This window comes from Pseudomonas sp. NFACC10-1, from assembly GCF_900119195.1.
GTDB lineage: Bacteria > Pseudomonadota > Gammaproteobacteria > Pseudomonadales > Pseudomonadaceae > Aquipseudomonas > Aquipseudomonas cerasi.
The window spans coordinates 129,569-145,585 of the sequence record NZ_FPJB01000003.1; the positions used below are offsets into that span (position 1 = coordinate 129,569).

Annotated in this window: 18 protein-coding genes; 6 read left to right on the top strand and 12 right to left on the bottom strand. The window is 60.5% G+C overall.

The window, feature by feature from the left end; all coding sequences use genetic code 11:
* Positions 1–48: 48 nt before the first annotated feature.
* The 6 genes from hemA to BT119_RS09225 all read left to right on the top strand — a co-directional run bounded on the left by hemA (position 49) and on the right by BT119_RS09225 (position 5,448).
* The gene (hemA, locus tag BT119_RS09200; protein WP_003433718.1) at positions 49–1,326 is read left to right on the top strand and encodes a glutamyl-tRNA reductase; all 1,278 of its coding nucleotides are present in this window, start codon (positions 49–51) and stop codon (positions 1,324–1,326) included.
* A complete protein-coding gene (prfA, locus tag BT119_RS09205; RefSeq protein ID WP_003404940.1) occupies positions 1,323–2,405 on the top strand; it encodes a peptide chain release factor 1 in 1,083 nt (360 codons plus the stop codon). Before hemA ends, prfA begins: the two co-directional genes overlap by 4 nt.
* Positions 2,406–3,239, top strand: a complete 834-nt coding sequence (gene prmC, locus BT119_RS09210; protein ID WP_072365492.1) for a peptide chain release factor N(5)-glutamine methyltransferase — start codon at positions 2,406–2,408, stop codon at positions 3,237–3,239.
* Entirely contained in the window at positions 3,233–4,003 is a 771-nt protein-coding gene (locus BT119_RS09215) for a molybdopterin-synthase adenylyltransferase MoeB (protein ID WP_161428593.1), read from the top strand. Before prmC ends, BT119_RS09215 begins: the two co-directional genes overlap by 7 nt.
* Positions 3,996–4,811 (top strand): glutamate racemase, encoded by an 816-nt coding sequence (gene murI, locus BT119_RS09220; RefSeq protein WP_065349110.1) that lies wholly within the window; start codon positions 3,996–3,998, stop codon positions 4,809–4,811. The genes BT119_RS09215 and murI overlap by 8 nt, the downstream gene beginning before the upstream one ends.
* Positions 4,812–4,929: 118 nt before the next feature.
* Positions 4,930–5,448, top strand: a complete 519-nt coding sequence (locus BT119_RS09225; protein WP_002552154.1) for an acyloxyacyl hydrolase — start codon at positions 4,930–4,932, stop codon at positions 5,446–5,448.
* A 438-nt stretch (positions 5,449–5,886) separates the two neighbouring features.
* Here the strand turns inward: BT119_RS09225 and BT119_RS09235 are convergent, their stop codons facing one another.
* The 12 genes from BT119_RS09235 to BT119_RS09290 form a co-directional block, all read right to left on the bottom strand.
* On the bottom strand, positions 5,887–6,246 hold the full coding sequence (locus tag BT119_RS09235; RefSeq protein ID WP_044309893.1) for a YkgJ family cysteine cluster protein: 360 nt from the start codon (positions 6,244–6,246) through the stop codon (positions 5,887–5,889).
* Entirely contained in the window at positions 6,201–6,710 is a 510-nt protein-coding gene (locus BT119_RS09240; RefSeq protein WP_072365495.1) for a DUF2878 domain-containing protein, read from the bottom strand. Before BT119_RS09240 ends, BT119_RS09235 begins: the two co-directional genes overlap by 46 nt.
* Positions 6,703–7,971, bottom strand: coding sequence for an SAM-dependent methyltransferase (locus BT119_RS09245; protein ID WP_003433715.1), 1,269 nt, complete (start codon positions 7,969–7,971; stop codon positions 6,703–6,705). The genes BT119_RS09240 and BT119_RS09245 overlap by 8 nt, the downstream gene beginning before the upstream one ends.
* Entirely contained in the window at positions 7,958–8,758 is an 801-nt protein-coding gene (locus BT119_RS09250; protein WP_003433714.1) for a DUF1365 domain-containing protein, read from the bottom strand. Before BT119_RS09250 ends, BT119_RS09245 begins: the two co-directional genes overlap by 14 nt.
* Positions 8,755–10,002: an NAD(P)/FAD-dependent oxidoreductase gene (locus tag BT119_RS09255; protein ID WP_003433713.1), complete on the bottom strand. Its 1,248-nt coding sequence runs from the start codon at positions 10,000–10,002 to the stop codon at positions 8,755–8,757. Before BT119_RS09255 ends, BT119_RS09250 begins: the two co-directional genes overlap by 4 nt.
* Positions 9,999–10,787 carry an SDR family NAD(P)-dependent oxidoreductase gene (locus tag BT119_RS09260; RefSeq protein WP_072365497.1) on the bottom strand — a complete coding sequence of 263 codons (789 nt, stop codon included), beginning with the start codon at positions 10,785–10,787 and terminating at the stop codon, positions 9,999–10,001. The genes BT119_RS09255 and BT119_RS09260 overlap by 4 nt, the downstream gene beginning before the upstream one ends.
* On the bottom strand, positions 10,784–11,206 hold the full coding sequence (locus BT119_RS09265; RefSeq protein ID WP_003433711.1) for a nuclear transport factor 2 family protein: 423 nt from the start codon (positions 11,204–11,206) through the stop codon (positions 10,784–10,786). The genes BT119_RS09260 and BT119_RS09265 overlap by 4 nt, the downstream gene beginning before the upstream one ends.
* The gene (gene phrB, locus BT119_RS09270) at positions 11,199–12,647 is read right to left on the bottom strand and encodes a deoxyribodipyrimidine photo-lyase (RefSeq protein WP_072365499.1); all 1,449 of its coding nucleotides are present in this window, start codon (positions 12,645–12,647) and stop codon (positions 11,199–11,201) included. Before phrB ends, BT119_RS09265 begins: the two co-directional genes overlap by 8 nt.
* Positions 12,648–12,656: 9 nt before the next feature.
* Complete coding sequence (locus BT119_RS09275) at positions 12,657–13,559, bottom strand: MerR family transcriptional regulator (protein WP_044309899.1); 903 nt, start codon at positions 13,557–13,559, stop codon at positions 12,657–12,659.
* Positions 13,560–13,562: 3 nt separating this feature from the next.
* Entirely contained in the window at positions 13,563–14,525 is a 963-nt protein-coding gene (locus BT119_RS09280; RefSeq protein WP_072365501.1) for a YbgA family protein, read from the bottom strand.
* 107 nt (positions 14,526–14,632) lie between these two features.
* Positions 14,633–14,848 (bottom strand): TIGR02450 family Trp-rich protein, encoded by a 216-nt coding sequence (locus BT119_RS09285; RefSeq protein ID WP_002552164.1) that lies wholly within the window; start codon positions 14,846–14,848, stop codon positions 14,633–14,635.
* Positions 14,845–15,831: an NAD(P)/FAD-dependent oxidoreductase gene (locus tag BT119_RS09290; RefSeq protein ID WP_003365592.1), complete on the bottom strand. Its 987-nt coding sequence runs from the start codon at positions 15,829–15,831 to the stop codon at positions 14,845–14,847. The genes BT119_RS09285 and BT119_RS09290 overlap by 4 nt, the downstream gene beginning before the upstream one ends.
* Positions 15,832–16,017: the final 186 nt, after the last annotated feature.

The following is a 16,017-nucleotide window of genomic DNA, read 5'->3' on the forward strand; positions in this document are numbered from 1 at the left end:
ATCGAAGTAGGACAATTACCGGCTTCACGTCACCACCTGCGACCCTGAATGGCCTTCCTTGCACTCGGTATCAACCATAAGACCGCCTCGGTCGACGTTCGCGAGCGTGTGGCATTTACCCCGGAACAGCTGGTCGAGGCATTGCAGCAGCTCTGCCAACTGACGGAAAGCCGAGAGGCTGCGATCCTCTCGACCTGCAACCGCAGCGAGTTGTACATCGAACACGAGCACCTCGGCGCGGACAGTATTCTTGCCTGGCTCGCCGATTATCATCACCTCAGTCTTGAAGAACTGCGTGCCAGTGCTTACGTGCACGAAGATGACGCTGCCGTGCGGCACATGATGCGTGTCGCCTCGGGGCTCGATTCGCTGGTGCTCGGCGAGCCGCAGATTCTCGGCCAGATGAAGTCCGCGTACGCGGTTGCCCGCGAAGCCGGCACGGTCGGGCCATTGCTCGGTCGACTGTTCCAGGCGACGTTCAGCGCCGCCAAACAGGTGCGCACCGACACCGCCATCGGCGAGAACCCGGTCTCTGTGGCCTTTGCCGCAGTCAGCCTGGCGAAACAGATTTTCAGTGACCTGCAACGCAGCCAGGCCTTGTTGATCGGTGCAGGCGAGACCATTACGCTGGTCGCCCGGCATCTGCATGATCTGGGCGTCAAGCGTATCGTGGTCGCCAACCGTACGCTGGAACGCGCCAGCATGCTCGCCGCCGAGTTCGGCGCGCACGCGGTGCTGCTGTCGGACATCCCGGCGGAACTGGTCAACAGCGACATCGTGATCAGCTCGACGGCCAGTCAGTTGCCGATTCTGGGCAAGGGCGCCGTGGAAAGTGCGCTGAAGCTGCGCAAGCACAAACCGATTTTCATGGTCGATATCGCCGTACCGCGGGATATCGAGCCTGAAGTCGGCGAGCTGGACGATGTTTACCTGTACAGCGTTGATGACCTGCATGAAGTGGTGGCAGAGAACCTCAAGAGCCGTCAGGGCGCGGCGCTGGCCGCCGAACAACTGGTCAGCGTGGGTGCCGAGGACTTCATGTCGCGCCTGCGCGAACTGGCCGCAGTCGATGTGCTGCGTGCCTATCGTCAACAAAGCGAACGGCTGCGTGACGAAGAGCTGAGCAAGGCGCAACGTATGCTGGCCAACGGCAGCAATGCCGAGGACGTACTGATCCAGCTGGCGCGTGGCCTGACCAACAAATTGCTGCATGCACCGAGCGTGCAGCTCAAGAAGCTGTCTGCCGAAGGTCGCGTCGATGCGCTGGCCATGGCCCAGGAACTATTTGCCCTCGGTGAGGGCTCGACGGATAAAACCCCGCAATGAAAGCTTCACTGCTCAATAAGCTGGATGTGCTCAGCGACCGTTTCGAGGAACTGACCGCGCTGCTCGGCGACGCGGAAGTCATCAGCGATCAGACACGCTTTCGCGCCTATTCCCGTGAATACGCTGAAGTGGAGCCGGTCGTTGCGCTCTACGCGCAGTTGCTCAGGGTGCAGGGTGACCTGGAGGGCGCACAGGCGCTGCTCAAGGACAGCGATCCGGACATGCGTGAAATGGCCGTCGAGGAAGTTCGCGAAACCAAGCAGCAACTGGTCGAGCTGGAAGCGCAATTGCAGCGCATGCTGTTGCCCAAGGACCCGAACGACGGTCGTAACGTGTTTCTGGAAATCCGCGCGGGCACCGGCGGCGATGAAGCGGCGATCTTCTCCGGCGACCTGTTCCGCATGTATTCGCGTTACGCCGAGCGGCGTGGCTGGCGGGTCGAGATTCTGTCCGAAAACGAAGGCGAGCATGGCGGCTATAAGGAAGTCATCGCGCGTGTCGAGGGTGACAGCGTCTATGGCAAGCTGAAATTCGAGTCCGGCGCGCACCGTGTGCAGCGTGTGCCGGAGACCGAATCCCAGGGCCGTATTCATACCTCTGCCTGTACGGTGGCGGTGTTGCCGGAGCCTGACGAGCAGCAGGCGATCGAGATCAACCCTGCCGACCTGCGGGTCGACACCTATCGTTCTTCGGGTGCCGGTGGTCAGCACGTCAACAAGACCGACTCGGCGATCCGCATTACCCACTTGCCGTCGGGTATTGTCGTCGAGTGTCAGGAAGAGCGTTCGCAGCACAAGAACAGAGCCCGGGCAATGTCCTGGCTATCTGCCAAACTGAATGATCAGCAGACCAGCGCGGCGGCCAATGCCATCGCCAGCGAACGCAAGCTGCTGGTAGGCTCGGGCGATCGTTCCGAGCGCATACGTACGTATAATTTCCCTCAGGGGCGAGTGACGGATCACCGCGTGAACCTGACTTTGTATTCGCTGGATGAAGTTCTGGCGGGCGGGGTCGATGCAGTGATAGAGCCGCTACTCGCTGAATATCAGGCTGATCAACTTGCGGCACTGGGTGAGTAAATGACCATCATCGCAAGTGTACTCAGAAGCGCCGAGCTTCCCGATTCACCGACTGCACGCCTTGATGCCGAGTTGCTGCTCGCGGCAGCGCTGGGCAAACCGCGCAGTTTTCTGCACACCTGGCCCGAGCGCATCGTCAGCACCGAAGCCGCGGTGGCATTCGCCGGTTACATGGAGCGCCGCCGCAAGGGCGAGCCGGTCGCTTACATTCTCGGCCAGCAGGGCTTCTGGAAGCTTGATCTGGAAGTCGCGCCGCACACGTTGATCCCGCGTCCCGAGACCGAAATGCTGGTCGAGGCCGCTCTGGAACTGGTGCCTGCCTTCGCACCCGCTCAGGTGCTGGACCTCGGCACCGGCACCGGCGCGATTGCGCTGGCGCTGGCCAACGAACGCCAGCAATGGAAGGTCACCGCGGTTGACCGTGTGCCAGAGGCCGTCGCCCTGGCCGAACGCAACCGGCAGCGCTTGCAACTGAATAACGCTGAAGTCTTCGAAAGTCACTGGTTCAGTGGCCTGCAAGGTCGACAGTTCGACCTGATCGTCAGCAATCCGCCGTACATCTCCGACGCCGATCCGCATCTGTCGGCTGGTGACGTGCGTTTTGAGCCGAGCAGTGCGCTGGTGGCCGGTTCCGACGGGCTGGATGACTTGCGCACGATCATCGAACAGGCGCCTGCACACCTCAACGCGGATGGCTGGCTGCTGCTGGAACACGGCTACGATCAGGGGCCTGCGGTGCGTGAACTGCTGATTCGCGAGGGCTTCGAGCGTATTCAGACGCGCCGTGATCTGGGCGAGCATGAGCGCATCACGTTCGGATGCAAGCCGTGCTGAGTGACCAGGAGCTGCTGCGCTATAGTCGCCAGATTCTGCTGCAACACGTCGATATCGACGGCCAGCTAAGACTCAAGCAAAGTCGTGCGCTGATCGTGGGCGTCGGCGGGCTTGGCTCGCCGGTGGCCCTGTATCTGGCCGCCGCAGGGGTTGGTGAGCTGCATCTGGCGGATTTCGATCACGTCGACCTGACCAACCTGCAACGCCAGATCATCCACGACACTCAGAGCATCGGGCAGGCCAAGGTGAATTCGGCCATCGCCCGGCTCAGCGCGATCAATCCCGAGATCACCCTTGTCGCTCATCGCGCAGCGCTGGATACCGACTCACTGGACGCGGCGGTGCAGGCTGTCGATCTGGTGCTGGATTGCTCGGATAATTTCGCCACCCGCGAAGCGGTCAATGCCGCCTGTGTCGCCGCCGGCAAGCCGTTGGTCAGCGGAGCGGCGATCCGGCTCGAAGGGCAGTTGTCGGTGTTCGATCCGCGTCGTGCGGACAGCCCTTGTTACCATTGTCTGTACGGGCATGGCAGCGAAGCCGAGCTGACCTGCAGCGAGGCGGGTGTCATCGGGCCGCTGGTCGGTCTGGTTGGCAGCCTGCAGGCGCTGGAAGCATTGAAGCTGCTGGCCGGTTTTGGCGAACCCATGGTTGGTCGACTGTTATTGATCGACGCCCTGAGCACGCGTTTTCGTGAACTGAAGGTCAAGCGAGACCCGGCGTGCAGCGTCTGTGGTCCGGCCAGCGTGCAGGGCGAGCATGCTTGACGTTCATATGAGCCATGGCAGCGATGCGCCGGTCGGAATCTTTGATTCCGGGGTCGGCGGTCTGTCAGTGCTCAATGAAGTCCGTCAGCTGTTGCCCAGCGAGTCGCTGCTGTATCTGGCGGACTGCGGGCACATTCCCTACGGCGAAAAGACTCCCGAATTCATCATCGAGCGGTGCCTGACGATTGCCGGTTTTTTCCGCGAGCAGGGTGCCAAAGCGCTGGTCGTCGCCTGCAACACGGCCACGGCAGCAGGTGTGTCGCACATACGTCAGCGCTACCCGGACTGGCCGATTGTAGGCATGGAGCCAGCGGTCAAACCGGCTGCCGAGGCGACCCGCAGCGGGGTCGTCGGTGTGCTGGCGACCACCGGAACGCTACAAAGCGCCCGCTTTGCGGCCTTGCTGGACCGTTTTGCCAACGATGTGCGGGTCGTGACCCAGCCGTGCCCCGGGCTGGTCGAACTGATCGAAACCGGCGATCTGGTCAGCCCGCAAATCCGTCAGTTGCTGCAGCACTATGTAGAGCCGTTACTGGCAGCGCGCTGTGACACGATCATTCTGGGCTGCACGCACTACCCGTTCCTCAAGCCATTGCTGCGCCAAATGCTCCCCGAATCGGTCACCCTGATCGACACCGGAGCCGCAGTGGCGCGACAGCTGCAGCGTCTTTTGGCACGGTCCGGCCTGCTTGCCAGTGGTGTCGCACGCGACACTGTGTATTGGTCTAGTGACATACCGGACAATTTCAGAAAAATCCTACCTTTTTTGTCGCAAAACGTCGGCGATGTGAGAAGCTTCCGTTTGTAAAAAAAACGTGAAAAAAGGCGCTTTTGGGGTGAACTAACGTCGCCTCCGCGGCTTCTATAAAAGCGGCTGATGAATTCCAACACTTTTCGTACAATTTAATATATTTAGGACGTTTCTCATGAAGAGACTCTTTTGCCTGGCCGTGATTGCGGCCGCTTTGGCAGGGCAAGCTTCAATCGCGCAGGCTGATGGTGTTGAGTTTTCGGTCGGTCAGACCGGCGAGTCGACCATGACTTATCGTCTGGGCGTGCAGTTCGATTGGGATAAAACCTGGCTGCAAAGCGACATCGGCCGTTTGACCGGCTACTGGGATGGTGCTTACACCTATTGGGATGGCAAGGACTACAAGGATAACCACAGCCTGTCGTTCTCCCCTGTTCTGGTCTACGAATTCGGCAACGGCAACGTCAAGCCATACGTAGAAGCCGGTATCGGCGTCTCGGTGTTCTCCAACACCCAGGTTGAAGACCGCAAGTTCGGTTCTGCCTTCAACTTCGAAGACCGTATCGGTTTTGGTCTGCGCTTCGCGGGCGGGCATGAAGTCGGTATCCGTGCGACCCACTACTCCAACGCCGGCATCAAAGAGCCGAACGACGGTATAGAAAGCTACGCACTGCACTATAAGATGCCGTTCTGATTTGACTGGCATTCGTGCCAACGCTTCGCTACAGCACAACGTAATGCCCTGCCCAAAGCCATTGCGCATAAAATGCTTTTTTATCGCGATGGCACTGACAACGCAGAGTGCGACGTTAGTGACGGCTGAGTTCTGGCGCTGATCCGGGGGATGCGAGGCAGGACGCCGAGCAAGCCGCACCGGGCCAAGGATGGCCCGTTGCGGCGGCCCCCGGATCAGTGTCAGGGCGAAGGAACCCGACGAAGTCGGGCCGGAAACAGGAGCGAAAGGCTTTGGTTACTTTGGCCTTATCAAAGTAACTCGCCGAGGGGCGAAAAGGTGACCTGAGTCGGGCACCAATTCACCTGATGTCGAAGAACCGCCGTGTGACGCGGAGCGTCACGAAATGCATTACCACGCGGAGCGTGGGAACGATAGTTATCAACCAGGCAACACTGATCAAAGATAAGCCGTCGCAATCCCTTTGCGTTCATTCAGGCAATCTTCCGCACCCGCTTCGAATTCACGACAGATCAACGGGCGTTTCTCGTAGATCGTACACATCATCGTGTTGCGATCCAGCGCAGCGCACCAGCCGTCATCCAGACGCAACATGACCTCGCCACCCCACTCATCGGTATCGATGTAACGCTCAGGCACGCCCGTATCGGTGATCAGCATCACTTCCAGTTGGCAGCAGCAGGCTGCGCAGGTCGAACACGTGACTGCGGGTTCTTCGCCGTGGATCTCTGCGAGCGGAATGAGTGTAGCGTTCAGAGCGGTTCTCCCGAGTGTCTGGCGGCGCGGGCTGCCAGCCATTGCAGCAGGGGAAATACACCCGCCCAGACCAGACCCAGCACCAACATGCCTGGCCACACTCCAAGGGGAAGATGGACCTGTGCCAGTTGCGAGCCGGCATAGTACGACATCGGGCCGCCAATAGCGCCCAGCACGACTGCGCGCCATAGTGGCTTCGCCGTCCAGGCCAGGCAATGATTGAGCGTGGTGCCCAGCACCGCCCACAACAGCGCCAGCCACAGCGGCAAGAGATAGCCGCCCGTGCCGAAATCAAAAACGCCGAGTGTCATCAAGGCACTGTCCAGCACGATACCGATCAAGGTCACGGTCAGAATCAGCCGGCCTTCGGCTGCCCATGAGCTGATCCACATAAAATGCACCGCCAGGACGCCGGCGGCGATCAGCAGCCAGAAGCTGTTGCCGCCCAGTACGCAGGCGAACCAGCCGATCTGAAACAACAGCGCATTGGCGATGGATTTAAGCATTGAAGCGCCCAAGCAAGGGTTCGCGCAGCGCTTCGGGCTTGGCGAGCAGCAGTTGCGCGGTGCCAATGGTCCGCTCCAGGAAGCCGCCTTCGCAGTAGCACAGGTAAAACTCCCACAGGCGCAGGAAATGCTCGTCGTAACCCAGTTCAGCGAGTTTGCCGTGAGCGTTTTTGAAGTTGTCGTGCCACAGGCGCAGGGTGCGTGCGTAGTGCAAGCCGAAATCTTCCATGTGCAGCAGGTTCATGTCGGTATCGCTGCCGACGATGTCGAGCATCTTCGCCACCGAGGGCAGGGCGCCACCGGGGAAAATGTAACGCTGGATGAAGTCCACATTGCGTTTGGCCTGTGCGTAACGCTGCTCGCGGATGGTGATCGCCTGCAACAGCATCATGCCGTTGCTTTTCAGCAGGTTCGCGCATTGCTTGAAGTACGTGGGCAGAAAGCGATGGCCGACCGCTTCGATCATCTCGATGGACACCAGCTTGTCATACTCACCGGTCAGGTCACGGTAGTCGGTCAGCAGCAGCGTCACGCGATCCTGCAGGCCCAGTTCGATCAGCCGTCGCTCGGTGTAGGCGAACTGTTCTTTAGACAGGGTCGTGGTGGTCACCTGGCAGCCGTAGTGCTGCGCAGCGTAAATAGCCATGCTCCCCCAGCCGGTGCCGATTTCCAGCAGGTGATCGGTGGGTTTCAAGGCAAGTTTCTGGCAGATACGCTCAAGCTTGTTCAACTGCGCCTGTTCCAGCGTGTCGTCTTCGCTGAGGAACTGCGCGGCCGAATACATCATCGTCGGGTCGAGAAACTGCTCGAACAGCGTGTTGCCCAGGTCGTAGTGGGCCGCGATGTTTTTCTGCGAGCCTTCGCGCGTGTTGCGGTTGAGCCAGTGCAGCGCATGAATCAGCGGGCGGGTCAGGCGTGCCATTCCGCCCTCCATCGCATCCAGCACATCCAGATTGCTGACAAACACCCGGACCACCGCCGTCAGGTCTGGTGTCGTCCAGTAGCCATGAATGAAGGCCTCACCCGCACCGATGGAACCGTTGCTGGCGACCATGCCCCAGGCTGCCGAATCGAGAATGTGGATTTCAGCCTGAATCAGTGCGCCGTTCTTGCCGAACACATGGCGCTCACCCCGTTCGATTACTACCAACTGGCCGTTACGCAGTCCTGCGAGTTGCCGCAGCACGCCTCGACGCAAGAGGTTGGCAGTCAAACCATTGGTGCCCAGATTGGCAGAAAAACTACTGCTACTGCTTTTCATGGAGTGAGTCCTTGGATTGCGCGGCGGCAGCACGGTACTCGCCGTCAGCGGCCTGATGGGAAAAGATGGGTATGCGTTTGACCAGCAGGCGCATGGCCTGCCAATAAATGGCCAGACAGGTTTTCGCGGTCATCCATGGATAAGCGATCAGATAGCGGTGCAGCGTCTTGCGGTTCAGATTCTGGCGGGTCAGATTGAGCGTGGCGTCGAACATCTTCAGCTCGCCTTGCCAGTCAGCCATGTGTACACCGATCCGTTCGGCGGGCTGGCTGAAGCTCATGCGGTATTCGAGATCACGTGGCAGGAACGGGGAAACATGAAAGGCCTTGGCCACGGCAAAATGCTGATGGCCTTCACCGGTGGCGGGCAGCACGTAGCTGTAGCGCTCGCCCCACGGGGTGTTGGTGACTTCACACAGAATGCCGGCCAGTGTGCCGTCGGCCTCATGGCAGTAGAAAAAACTCACCGGGTTGAACGACAGGCCCCAACTGCGTGCCTGGGTCAGCAGGCAGACGCGACCCGACGGAATGCGGCCCAACGCTTTGCCGACCCGCTCGCGAACCGCCTGGATGAGCGTCAGCCCTTGCCCGGTCAGCTCTGGCAGATAGTCTCGCTCACGAAACGAGAACGGCGCAAAACGCCCCCGACCTGCCAGTGGGGAAAGCCCCAGCACGCTGTCCTGCTCATCCAGATCCAGATACAGCAGGCCTATCCGATAGGTGAACTCATGGGCGCGCGGTGCAAACCGCCGGTGGCTGATCCAGCCACTGTAGAGGGCGCTGTTCACAGCGTTTCACCAAAGGCCTGGGCGACACGCAGGCCGCTGACCACGCCGTCTTCGTGGAAGCCATTGGCCCAGTAGGCGCCGCAGTACCAAGTGTGATCGACCCCATTGATTTCCTCCCAGCGCGCCTGTGCAGCAATCGCACCGAGGCTGTATTGCGGATGGGCATAGCGGTAACGGCCAAGGATTTTGGCCGGGTCGATGGCGGCAGTCTGGTTGAGGCTGACGCAGAACGTCGTGTCGCTCTCGATCCCTTGCAGAATGTTCATGTCATAGGTAACGGCGGCCGACTGCTGTTCGCCGCCGCCCAAGCGGTAGTTCCAGCTCGCCCAGGCCAGTTTGCGCTCGGGCAGCAGTCGCGTGTCGGTATGCAGTACCACATCGTTTTCGGCATAGCGCAGGGCGCCGAGAATCGACTGCTCGGCACTCGATGGCTGCGCCAGCAGGGCCAGGGCCTGATCGCTGTGGCAGGCAAACACCACCTTGTCGAAACGTTCGCTGCCCATGGCGCTGTGCAGCGTCACACCTTCGCTGTCACGCTCGACACGTGTGACCGGGCACGACAGACGAATGCGCTCGCGGAACGAGGCTGTCAGCGGTTCCACATAACTTCTGGAGCCGCCCTGAATCACGCACCATTGCGGGCGGTGGGTGACCGAGAGCAGACCGTGATTCTTGAAAAAACGCACGAAGAACTGCAACGGGAAGCCGAGCATGTCGGCCAGCGACATCGACCAGATCGCCGCGCCCATGGGCACGATGTAATGATCGATGAAGCGCTGGCCATAACCGCCGGTCTTCAGGTATTCGCCCAGCGTGGTGTCCGCCGCGATGCGCTGGTTTTCCAGATCATCGACCGATTGGCGATTGAAACGCAGAATATCGCGCAGCATGCCCCAGAACCGTGGCGACAGCAGATTGCTGCGCTGGGCGAACAGGCTGTTGAGGTTGTTGCCGTTATATTCCACGCCGGTGCGCGGATCATGCACCGAAAAGCTCATTTCGGCGGGCTTGAAGCCGACACCCAGCTGGCTTAGCAGGCGAATGAAATTGGGGTAGGTCCAGTCGTTGAAGACAATGAAACCGGTGTCAATGGCGTAGGCGCGGCCCTCGACCTGCACGTCCACCGTGTGAGTGTGCCCGCCGATCCAGTCCGAAGACTCGAACACGGTCACCTCGTGCGCGCGGTTGAGCAGGTAGGCACTGGTCAGGCCAGCGATCCCGCTGCCAATGACTGCGATCTTCATTGCGCGTCCTTATTCGACGATTCGTTGCGCGCCATGCGTTTGCCGAGGGCCAGTCGGGCGCGTGCCGGGAGCAGGGCCAGCAAGCTCATGCTGAAGATGAACAACGCCGGAAAGGCGATATCCAAGGGGCGTTTGTTGCGCCCCAGTTTGCTGGCGATATGTTTGGCGGCCTTCTCGACCGGCCAGCGCATCGGCATGGGGAAATCGTTTTTCTGCGTCAGCGGCGTGTCGACGAATCCAGGGCTGACCACCGTCACGTCGATGTTTTCGCTGGCCAGATCCAGACGCAGGGCTTCTAGCAGATAACGCAGGCCGGCCTTCGACGCGCCGTAGGCTTCGGCGCGGGGCAGCGCCAGGTAGGTCACCGCACTGGCGACGCCGACCAGATGCGGTTGATGACCTTTGCGCAGCAGCGGCAACGCGTGCTCGATGCAGTAACTGCTGGCCAGCAGGTTGGTGCGCACCACGCGTTCGACCATGGCCGCTTCAAACTGCCGGGCATCGATGTATTCGCAGGTGCCCGCGTTGAAGATGGCGGTGTCCAGGGCTCCCCATTGCTGCGCGATATCGCCGGCAATCGCCTTGACTTGCTCGGGGTCGGTGATGTCACCGGTCACCAGCAGCACCTGCGTGGGATAAACGTTCGCGAGGTTTTGCAATGGCTCAATCGTGCGGGCGGTCAGCGCGAGCCGATGACCGGCGTTGAGCAGTTCTTTGGCCAGCGCCAGGCCAATGCCGCTGCTTGCCCCGGTCAACCAGATGCGTCGTGCAACAGGAGTGCTCATCCCAACCTCTTCTTCAACCAATGGATGACCCGACCCATGATGGGCAGATGTTCGTAGAGCAATGCACCGGCATCGAAGTAGTCCCGGTGCCGATAAACCTTGTCGCGCCACTTCAGGTGCGAACAGCCTTCTACCTGAATTGTCCGGCCGGCGGCTAGACGCGGATGCGAATAACTCATGGTCCAGACCAGATAGCCCTCGCCGGGGCGCACCTCGTCGAAGGCGTGGAAGTCGAAGTGCAGGTCCTGGACGTTGGCGTACAGTTCGCCGAAATAGCGGCGCATGGCGGCAAGGCCGTGGATATCGTGCATCGGGTCGCTGAACGACACGTCTTCGCTATACAGCTCGGCAACCTGGTCAAGGTTGTCCTTGTTCAGCGCGGCAAAACCTTCGGCGAAGCGATGCAGGAAATCAGCCATGTTCGACTCCTGCGGCCGGCTGTCGAGCCGGTAGGGCCTTGAACGCTGCCAGGGCGCGGGCGCGGCTTTTGCTCAGGTCGACGATGGGTTTCGGGTAGTCAGCCGCGCCAAACAGGTCACCGATTAACGACGGGTCATGAATCTGCTTTTTATTCAGATCCGCCAGTTCCGGCAGCCAGCGTTTGATGAACACGCCTTCGGGGTCGAAGCGTTCCGACTGCGACAACGGATTGAAAATACGGAAGTAGGGCGCCGAGTCGGTGCCGGTGGACGAGCTCCACTGCCAGCCACCATTGTTCGACGCCAGGTCGCCATCGATCAGGTGGCGCATGAAAAAGCGCTCGCCCTCGCGCCAGTCGATCAGCAGGTTTTTGGTGAGAAACATCGCAACGACCATCCTTAGCCGATTGTGCATCCATCCGGTTTCCAGCAACTGGCGCATCGCTGCATCAATGATCGGCAGCCCGGTGCGCGCTTCTTGCCAGGCGCGCAGCTCTTCGGGGGCATCGCGCCACTTCAACGCCTCGGTTTCCGGGCGAAAGGCGCGATGACGCGAGACGCGCGGGTAGCCGACCAGCGTGTGTTTATAGAACTCTCGCCATAATAGCTCGTTGATCCAGGTCACGGTGCCCACGTTGCCGGTCTCGAACTCGCCCTGATTGCTGGCCAGGGCCGCGTGCAGGCACTGGCGCGGCGAAATCACCCCGGCCGCCAGATAGGCCGACAGCTGGCTGGTGCCGGGCTTGGCCGGAAAATCCCGTTCGTCCTTGTAGTAGCTGATCTGCTCGTCGGCGAACGCGTCCATGCGCCGTCTGGCTTCCGCCTCACCGGCTGGCCACAGGTCACGCAACGCTTTCGCTGGCGTGGCAAAGCCCTTGACCTGATCGGGAATCGGATCGCTTTTTATCGACTGTGCCGGCTGCGCTTTCGGGGTGCGCACCGGGTGCGGCATGGCCTCGTGCAGTCGGGTGTAGCAGACCTTCTTGAACTGGGTGAATACCTGAAAATAGTTGCCGGTCTTGGTCAGGATGCTGCCGGGCTTGAATAACAGCTGATCGAGATAGCTGTTGAAGTGCACACCGGCTTTTTCCATCGCCTTCTGCACTGCCTGGTCGCGACGGGTCTCGTTGATGCCGTATTCCTGATTGAGGTGCAGGCCCTCGACCTTGAACTGTGTGCACAGCTTTGCCAGCACTTCAGGCGCCTGGTCCCAGGTGTCCGCCTCGCGGACCAGCAAGGGAACATTCAACTCGCCCAGCCCCTTCTCGAGCTCGACCAGGTTGCGCAGCCAGAAGTCGACCTTGCAGTCGGCGTCATCATGGCTGCGCCACTGCGCAGGACTGAGCAGGTAGACCGCCAGCGTCGGACCGCGCTCCATGGCGGCGGTCAGGGCAGTGTTGTCTTGAGCGCGCAGGTCGCTACGCAGCCAGATCAGTTGCATGAGAAGTCCTTAGATAAGTCCGAGCTTGCCCAGCTCGATCTGAGCGCTGAGTACGTCGTGGGCAAGGGTCAGTCCAGATATCTCGTTGGCCTGTACGAGCAACTCGGCATTATGGATCTGCACCGTTGGTCCGCCCAGCACGACAGGGCAGGTGATATTGGCCAGCAATCGTGGCAGCTGGGTCACGTTCAGCGACTTGCTGGAATACAGCAATATGCCGCGTGGCTTGAGGTATTCGGCTGCCAGCGCCAGCTCGCCGACCGGCAATGGCCAGTCGAACACCTCGACCGGGCAATCGGCGCTGCTCACCAGCCAGGCCGCGAGCCACAGATGCGGCTCCAGCGGCAGATCGGACTGATTGACCAGCAGCAACGGGCTGCCATTGAGCTGACGGTTGTTGTGATAGATGCGCGCGCCGAACTTGCTGCGCAGCCAGGAGTAGAAAAACGTGCGCTCCAGTTGTGCGCCGAACTTGCCTTGCCAGCGTCGTTCCAGTTCGGCCAGCAGCGGCAGCAGCAACTGTTCACACAGTGTGCGCGGCGGGTACAGCGACATCGCCTGATTGAACACGTCATCGACCCGGCGTTCGGCCAGCTCGCCGATCGCGACCAGCAGGGTCTGACGCAATGCGTCCCAGTCGTTGGTCGGCGGCAGAGCGTCCTGGCGATTGTCATCGATCAGGCCCTTGACCTGACTGACCGACACGCCACGGTTGAGCCAGGTCAGAATCTTCATGACGCGCTGCACATGCTCGTCCGAATACAGCCGATGACCTTTGGCGGTGCGGTGCGGGACAATCAGTCCGTAACGCCGCTCCCAGGCGCGCAGGGTAACGGCGTTGACGCCTGTCTGTCGTGCGACCTCGCGGATCGGCAGCCAGTCGCCCGGCACGTCTGTGTCTGTTTCATTCATGAGTCAAATCGCATTGCGCAGGCTGAGGTTTTCCGGGTGGGGCTGCATGTACACCTGCAGTGCCACATAGGGGTCCGGATGTTGGCGAAAATGATGCTTGAGCAGCGTCAGCGGCACGATCAGTGGCACGATGCCCTGGTGATACTGGGCGATGACCTGCTGGATTTCCTGCTTGTCCTCGCTGGTAATGGTTTGTTTCAAATAACCGCACAGGTGTTGCAGGACGTTGGTGTGCGTACTGCGCGTGGCGCACTTTTTCAAGGCCGCCATCAGCTGGCTGAAGTACAGCGGCGCGATTTCGTTCGGGTCGGTGCGGCCCATGCTGCCGAGCATCTTGCCCAGCGCCTTGTACTGCACCGGATCATTGGCCATCAGCTGGTATTTATAGCGCGAGTGGAATTCGGTCAGGGCGCGCCGGGTGATGCCTTCTTTCAACAGCTGTTTCCAGGCGGCATAGGCAAACACGCGGGTGACGAAATTTTCGCGCAGCACCGCATCGTTGAGCCGGCCGTCTTCCTCAACGGGCAGATCGGGATGACGTTCGCAAAAGGCCTGCGCATAGATCCCGCGACCACCGCCATCGACCGGAGCGCCGTTTTCGCGGTAGACCTTGACGCGCTCCAGACCGCAGGAAGGGGATTTCTGCATGAAGATGTAACCGCATATATCGCCCAGCTCATCGGCCATCTGTATGCCGTAATCCGCCAATGCCTCGGTAACGTCCAGGTCACGATTGACCGTGCCGAGCGCCCTCGGATTTTCTGCGTCGCCTACCAGCCTGATCGGCTCGCGGGGGATGCCCATGCCGATAGCGACTTCGGGGCACGCCTGGACGAAATCGAAATACTTGCTCAGCGCCTGCGTACACAGATGAGATTCCTTGTGTCCGCCATTGAAGCGAACCTCGGCACCCATCAGGCAGGCACTGATGCCGAGTTTGGGTTTTTCGATTACGGACGTCGCCATCAGTCACCTCTACAGAAGACTTGTACAGATAGTTCGTGCTGTACAACTTGTCTTCATCATAGGGGTGTAACTGTACAAGTCAAATTCTTTGTAGAGGGCGGTAAAAGCTACTTCCAGCCCATTCGCCAGGTATCCGCCTGTTGCAACACCTGCCACGGCAGCCGCTCGCTGCGCTGGGTCAGCACAGCCTGCAGTTCGATTTCCAGCACAGTGCCTTCTTCGTCCTTGAACAGCTCGGTGACCAAGAAGTGCTTTTCCCGGTTGAGCGGGGTGGCGGCTGTCCATTTCGACAGCAGCAGCTTGCGCGGGTTGATCTGATTCATTGCACATGCTCCAGCAGTCGGCGCGCTGCTTCCTGGCCACTCAGCCATGCGCCTTCCACGCGCCCGGACAGGCACCAGTCGCCACAGACATAAATGCCCAGATCGGCGTCCGACAAGGCACCCCATTCGTGAGAGCCGGCAGGCCGTGCGTACAGCCAGCGGTGGGCGAGGCTGAACACTGGCGGGGGCATGGTGCAATCGATCAATTCCGCGAATGCACCGTGCAACTGTTCGGTGACCTGTTCTCTGGAAGCGTCGAGATTCTGCCTGCTCCACTGGCTGGTGGCGTGCAGCACCCAGGTATCGAGCGTGGCGTCGCGACCAGGTTTGCTGCGGTCGCGGGCCAGCCAGTCCAGCGGGCTGTCCTGCACGAAGCAACCCTGCATGGGCGTCTGCAACGGGGTTTCGAAGGCCAGCGCCACGGCCCAGGTCGGGTCCATCTTCACGCCTGCCACGACGCTGGCCAGTTTCGGCGCAGCAGCCAGCAGGGCAGTGGCCTGAGGGGCCGGGGTGGCGATGATCACATGGCTGAAAGGGCCGTGGCTTTCGCCTTCGGCATCCAGCAGGTTCCAGTGTTGTTCGCCACGGAACACTTCAGTGATGCGACACGAGAACGACACCGGCAGATCGCCGCGCATCGCCCGGGTAATGGCGCTCATGCCAGGCGTGCCGACCCAGCGCACCTGCTCGTCCGGAGAGGGGCTGAGCCTGCCGCCATGAAAGTTATAGAGCGAGGGTGTCCACTCGGCGACGTGACCCTGGGTTTGCCACTGCTTGACTGCGGTGGCAAAGCGTCGGTCACGGGCGGTGAAATACTGTGCCCCCATGTCCAGCGAACCTGCGTCGCTGCGCTTGCTGGACATACGACCGCCGCTGCCGCGGCTCTTGTCGAAAAGGTGCACTTGATGCCCGGCGGATGTCAGCGCCTGGGCTGCGGAGAGTCCGGCGATACCGGTACCGATGATTGCGATAGGGACAGTCATAGGGGCCTCGTTACCTTGTCTGTACAGACTACGCCGTAGTTAAAACCTGTACAATCTTCTTGTTTGGTATAACTTGCAGTGGTTTTAGAATTTAGCGGTTGAGTCACATTGCCACTGGCAAGGTCGAACGGTTCAGCGACTCGGGCAAAGGCCTCGAGGCTGCGTTTCATTCTGCTGTGGCCTATG

Excerpts from the sequence above, each read along its gene's own strand:
- BT119_RS09245 (WP_003433715.1), bottom strand. The coding sequence starts at position 7,971 with ATGAAAAGCAGTAGCAGTAGTTTTTCTGCCAATCTGGGCACCAATGGT.
- BT119_RS09280 (WP_072365501.1), bottom strand. The coding sequence starts at position 14,525 with ATGGCGACGTCCGTAATCGAAAAACCCAAACTCGGCATCAGTGCCTGC.
- BT119_RS09225 (WP_002552154.1), top strand. The coding sequence starts at position 4,930 with ATGAAGAGACTCTTTTGCCTGGCCGTGATTGCGGCCGCTTTGGCAGGG.
- BT119_RS09240 (WP_072365495.1), bottom strand. The coding sequence starts at position 6,710 with ATGCTTAAATCCATCGCCAATGCGCTGTTGTTTCAGATCGGCTGGTTC.
- hemA (WP_003433718.1), top strand. The coding sequence starts at position 49 with ATGGCCTTCCTTGCACTCGGTATCAACCATAAGACCGCCTCGGTCGAC.
- murI (WP_065349110.1), top strand. The coding sequence starts at position 3,996 with ATGCTTGACGTTCATATGAGCCATGGCAGCGATGCGCCGGTCGGAATC.
- BT119_RS09255 (WP_003433713.1), bottom strand. The coding sequence starts at position 10,002 with ATGAAGATCGCAGTCATTGGCAGCGGGATCGCTGGCCTGACCAGTGCC.
- prfA (WP_003404940.1), top strand. The coding sequence starts at position 1,323 with ATGAAAGCTTCACTGCTCAATAAGCTGGATGTGCTCAGCGACCGTTTC.
- prmC (WP_072365492.1), top strand. The coding sequence starts at position 2,406 with ATGACCATCATCGCAAGTGTACTCAGAAGCGCCGAGCTTCCCGATTCA.
- BT119_RS09285 (WP_002552164.1), bottom strand. The coding sequence starts at position 14,848 with ATGAATCAGATCAACCCGCGCAAGCTGCTGCTGTCGAAATGGACAGCC.
- BT119_RS09265 (WP_003433711.1), bottom strand. The coding sequence starts at position 11,206 with ATGGCTGATTTCCTGCATCGCTTCGCCGAAGGTTTTGCCGCGCTGAAC.
- BT119_RS09235 (WP_044309893.1), bottom strand. The coding sequence starts at position 6,246 with ATGGCTGGCAGCCCGCGCCGCCAGACACTCGGGAGAACCGCTCTGAAC.
- BT119_RS09275 (WP_044309899.1), bottom strand. The coding sequence starts at position 13,559 with ATGAATGAAACAGACACAGACGTGCCGGGCGACTGGCTGCCGATCCGC.
- BT119_RS09290 (WP_003365592.1), bottom strand. The coding sequence starts at position 15,831 with ATGACTGTCCCTATCGCAATCATCGGTACCGGTATCGCCGGACTCTCC.
- BT119_RS09260 (WP_072365497.1), bottom strand. The coding sequence starts at position 10,787 with ATGAGCACTCCTGTTGCACGACGCATCTGGTTGACCGGGGCAAGCAGC.
- phrB (WP_072365499.1), bottom strand. The coding sequence starts at position 12,647 with ATGCAACTGATCTGGCTGCGTAGCGACCTGCGCGCTCAAGACAACACT.